We start from the raw sequence: 4772 nt of genomic DNA, 5'->3' as shown, positions 1-4772 counted from the left end.
TGCGACATCGGCCTCGTGGGCTACGAGATGGCCCTGCTGGTCGACCGCGCGGGCACCGTCCTCACCCCGGACCTCCGCGCCGAACTGCAAGGCAGCCTCCTGAACTGACCGACCGACCGCCGCCCACCCGCTCGGCTGACAGGCCGAACGCCCCCCAAACGGCACCGACCGACGGCACGACCGTCACTTCCTGTCCCGACCGGAGGACCCATGACCCCGCCCCCTGCATCGCCCGGCCCGTACGGCGGCCATCACCAATCGCCGTACGGGGGTGAAGGCGACCAGCCGTTGGTGCGCCCGTACGCTATGACGGGGGGCCGGACCCGGCCTCGTTACCAGCTCGCCATCGAGGCGCTCGTCTCGACGACGGCGGACCCCGCCCATTTGCAGGGGCTGCTTCCCGAGCACCAGCGGATCTGCCATCTGTGCCGGGAGGTCAAGTCGGTCGCCGAGGTGTCCGCGCTGCTCAACATGCCGTTGGGCGTCGCGCGGATCCTGGTCGCCGACCTGGCCGAGGCGGGCATGGTGGCGATCCATCAGCCGGGGGGCAACGCGGAAGCGGGCGGTACCCCGGATGTGACACTGCTCGAAAGGGTGCTCAGTGGACTTCGCAAGCTCTAGCGGCGCTCCACCCGCGCGCGCGACCACCTCGGCCAAGATCGTGGTGGCGGGCGGGTTCGGCGTGGGCAAGACCACGTTCGTCGGCGCGGTCTCGGAGATCAACCCGCTGCGCACCGAAGCCGTGATGACCTCCGCCTCGGCCGGGATCGACGATCTGAGCCATGTGCAGGACAAGACCACGACGACCGTGGCGATGGACTTCGGCCGTATCACGCTGGACGACGATCTGATCCTGTACCTGTTCGGCACGCCCGGCCAGGACCGCTTCTGGTTCATGTGGGACGACCTGGTCCGCGGCGCCATCGGCGCCGTCGTCCTCGTCGACACCCGGCGCCTGTCCGACTGCTTCCCCGCCGTCGACTACTTCGAGAACTCCGGACTGCCCTTCGTCATCGCCCTCAACGGGTTCGAGGGACACCAGCCCTACACCCCCGAGGAAGTCCGCGAGGCGCTCCAGATCGGCCCGGACACCCCGATCATCATCACCGACGCCCGCCACCGCAGCGAAGCCAAGAGCGCACTCATCACGCTCGTGGAGCACGCGCTCATGGCCCGGCTGAAGTAGGCGTACACTCCCGGAAGTTGTCCGAGATCCGATGACCGGAGCGGGCTGTGTCCTAGGACACGGCCCGCTCGGACGTTCATAACGTTTCGACAGAGAAAAACCCCGGATTGGACACACAGGGCCATCGCACGACTGCGTTCCGTGCTCAATTAGTTCGACGTTTGACATGTCTCACCCGTAACGCCCGTTTTATCTCTGGTCCAGACAACTGGTCGGGTGCTTTGCCGACTGTTTTGAAAGCACCGACACGGCATGCTGGAATTCGCTGAACTGGGCGGTACGGGCTCAGCTGGGAACGGCACGACACAGGTGCCGACGCCGAGAGGTTGTTGGTCGAGTGAGGCGAAGCAAGCCGGACTCCGCGAAACAGGTGCGGGGGAACTTCACCCCGCCGCCGCGCGCAGCGGCGCCACCCACCGACGCGTCGGAGCCCTCCGCCGCGGCCGGCGGTCGCCTGTCGCCGCGGAACTGGCGGGTGCCGGCCCGCCTGAACGCGATCCTGCTCATACCCGTCCTCGTCGCCCTGGTCTTCGGCGGCTTCCGCGTCGAGGCCTCCGTTTCCACCTGGAACGAGGCCGAGGACGCCGAGCGCACCGCCCGGCTGGTCCGCGCGGCCACGGCCTACGCCCACGCGCTGGTCGACGAGCGTGACCGCACCGCCGTACCGCTGCTCACCGGTTCCGCCGAGGACGAGGTGAAGAAGTTGCGGGCGGTGAGCGACGCCGCGAAGGCGGAGTTCAACAAGTACGTCGAGGACATGCCGAACACCGCGAGCCTCCAGCGCCGCCTCAAGGCGGTCCGGGCCGTGGAGCCGCAGCTGGCCAATCTGCGCCGCTACGCCTACACCGACCGGCTGAGCGGGGTGCGGACCGAAGAGGGCTATGTCGCGGTCGAGCACTCACTGTTGGAGTTCGCAAACGAACTCGGTCTGGGCACCGGCAACATCACCTCCTACGGGCGGACCGTCTACGCGATCTCGCTCGCCAAGGGCGCCGAATCGCTACAGCGCGCGATCGGCGCCCATCTGCTGGTCAAGCCCGGCCCCTCGGCGGCCGACCGGAAGATCCAGCTCACGGCCTTCGGCTCGTATGTCTACCTGGAGAACATCGCCCTCACCGAGTTCCAGTCGGCCGGCCTCCCCGAGGACGTGGCCCGGCTGAAGCAGGCCATGGCGGCGGCGAAGAAGAAGAGCGAGCAGCAGGTCGGCGCCGCGCGGCAGAAGGCCGCGGACGAGGGCCGGCAGTTCGTGGTCCCGCCGTCCATGGAGCAGATGGTCTCGTCCATCGGCGACGGCGCCAAGCCGGCGGACCTGAAGGAGCGCGGCATCACCCCGGCGTCGTGGCTCACCGCCTCCACGGCCAGGTTCGAGGCCTATCACCAGGTCGAGAAGCAGCTCGTCGACAACGCCGTGGACGAGGCATCGCAAATCTCCGCGAACGCAAAGCGCGACGCGTTTGTGAACTCCGCGATCGTGCTGCTCGCCCTCCTCCTGGCCTTCGTCGTGGCGGGCCGGATGGCCCGCTCCATGAGCCGCTCCATGCGGCAGCTGCGCAACGCCGCCTTCGATGTCGCGGAGCAGCGGCTGCCGGCGCTGGTCAACCAGCTGTCCCAGGCCGATCCGGGGCGGGTCGACACCCGGATCAAGCCCATCCCGATCACCACGCGGGACGAGATCGGCGAGGTGGCCCGCGCCTTCGACCGGGTGCACCGCGAGGCGACCCGGCTCGCCTCCGAACAGGCGATGCTGCGCGGCAACGTCAACGCGATCTTCACCAACCTTTCCAGCCGCAACCAGGGCCTCATCGAGCGGCAGCTCTCGCTGATCTCCGACCTGGAGAACAGCGAGGCCGACCCGGACCAGCTGGAGCAGCTCTTCCGGCTGGACCACCTGGCGACCCGTATGCGGCGCAACGGCGAGAACCTGCTGATCCTCGCGGGCGAGGAGCCGGGCCGCCGCTGGAACCAGCCGGTGCCGCTGGTCGACGTGTTGCGCGCCGCCTCCTCCGAGGTGGAGTCGTACGAGCGCCTGGAGCTGGCCAGCGTCCCGGAGACCGAGATCCACGGCAACGCCGTGACCGACCTGGTGCATCTGCTCGCGGAGCTGCTGGAGAACGCCACCACGTTCTCCTCGCCGCACACCAAGGTGCGGGTGACCGCGACCCGGCTGCCCGACGGCCGCGTCATGATCGAGATCCATGACAAGGGCATCGGCCTGACCGCCGAGGACTTCGCGGACATCAACCACAAGCTGGCCAATCCGCCCACCGTGGACGCCACGGTCTCGCAGCGCATGGGCCTGTACGTGGTGGGCCGCCTGGCCGACCGGCACCACATCCGGGTCCAGCTGCGCCCTTCGGGCGAGCAGGCCGGCACCACCTCGCTGGTCATGCTGCCGGACGCGATCACGCACGGCGGAGGCGGCGAGGAGCTGCCCGGGAGCCAGGACTTCACGGTCTCCCCGATCGTCCCGGAGCAGGCGTCCCAGGCCCCGCAGGCCCCCCAGGCCATGCAGGCCCCGCAGGCTCCCGCGGTCTCCCAGGCCCCGCAGAACCCCCACGAGGCCGCCGCGCCGCGTACGGCCGCCGACTTCGGCTTCGACGACTCGGCCTACGGCGCCGACCCCCTGCTGGGGACGGCGCCCGGGCCACTCGGTGCCGCCGGGGCACCGGCCGCGGCCACCGGGCCGGCCGCGCCGCCGACGCCGACCGGGCCGGCCATGCCGTTCCCGCCTTCCGTGCCGTCTTCTGTGCCGTATTCCGAACCGGAACTGGATTACAGCGCTCCGGCAGATCCTCTGACGCAGCCGTACTCCGATTTCACCGCCCCTTCTCACCAGGGGAATTGGAGCGATACCGGCTCGTATGAGTCGCCATTCGGGGCAAACTTCGGAGCACAAACCGGAGCACAAACGGAATCTGCGCCAAGCGCTCCCGAAGTTGCCCCGGAAAGCGTAGAGTTCCACCGTCCGGGGCCCTCCCCGAGCACCATCAGCTCCCTGACCGACGCCGGTCTCCCCCGCCGCGAGAGGCAGTGGCAGCCGTCCGAGGACTCAGGGACTCAAGTGCCGGCCGCCACGGAACCGGCGGCGCCCGCGGCGCCGGACCGGCCCGGCCAGGGCCCGGGGGAGCACGGTTTCACGGACACCTTCACGTGGCACGCGGAGAACGACCAGCGCTGGCACCGGGCCGAGCAGCTGCGTGAGCCGAAGGCCGGGGGGATCACCTCTTCCGGTCTGCCCCGGCGCGTGCCCAAGGCCAATCTGGTCGAGGGCTCCGCGGAGTCCACCGGAGCGGGCGGTCCCCAGATCTCCCGCGCGCCGGAGGACATCCGCGGCAGGTTGAGCAACCTGCGCCGCGGCGTCCAGAAGGGGCGCCAACAGCGTGACCAGCATGACCAACAGGGCTTCGGCCCCGGCAGCAGCTACGATCAGGAGCGTTAGTGTGAGCCCGATGAGCCAGGCGGCGCAGAACCTGAACTGGTTGATCACCAATTTCGTGGACAACACCCCCGGGGTGTCGCACACGGTGGTGGTCTCCGCCGACGGACTCCTTCTGGCGATGTCCGAAGGCTTCCCCCGTGACCGAGC

4 protein-coding genes and 1 pseudogene are annotated in these 4772 nt (G+C 69.4%); all 5 read left to right on the top strand.

All coding sequences use genetic code 11. From position 1 onward, the window contains the following. Nucleotides 1-108 (top strand): annotated as a pseudogene (locus ABTY62_RS47275) (roadblock/LC7 domain-containing protein); the annotation flags it as partial. A gap of 102 nt (nt 109-210) precedes the next feature. Further along, nucleotides 211-621, top strand: a complete 411-nt coding sequence (locus tag ABTY62_RS47270) for a DUF742 domain-containing protein (protein ID WP_311727840.1) — start codon at nt 211-213, stop codon at nt 619-621. Beyond that, nucleotides 602-1186, top strand: a complete 585-nt coding sequence (locus ABTY62_RS47265) for a GTP-binding protein (RefSeq protein WP_352135591.1) — start codon at nt 602-604, stop codon at nt 1184-1186. The genes ABTY62_RS47270 and ABTY62_RS47265 overlap by 20 nt, the downstream gene beginning before the upstream one ends. Nucleotides 1187-1523: 337 nt before the next feature. Then, nucleotides 1524-4625 carry a nitrate- and nitrite sensing domain-containing protein gene (locus ABTY62_RS47260; protein WP_352135590.1) on the top strand — a complete coding sequence of 1034 codons (3102 nt, stop codon included), beginning with the start codon at nt 1524-1526 and terminating at the stop codon, nt 4623-4625. 10 nt (nt 4626-4635) lie between these two features. Next, nucleotides 4636-4772 (top strand): roadblock/LC7 domain-containing protein (locus ABTY62_RS47255; RefSeq protein WP_210606506.1); only part of this gene is annotated, 137 nt, incomplete at its 3' end.

This window comes from Streptomyces sp. NPDC097640, assembly GCF_040302705.1.
Classification (GTDB): Bacteria; Actinomycetota; Actinomycetes; order Streptomycetales; family Streptomycetaceae; genus Streptomyces.
This window is presented reverse-complemented; position numbering and strand designations above follow the sequence as displayed.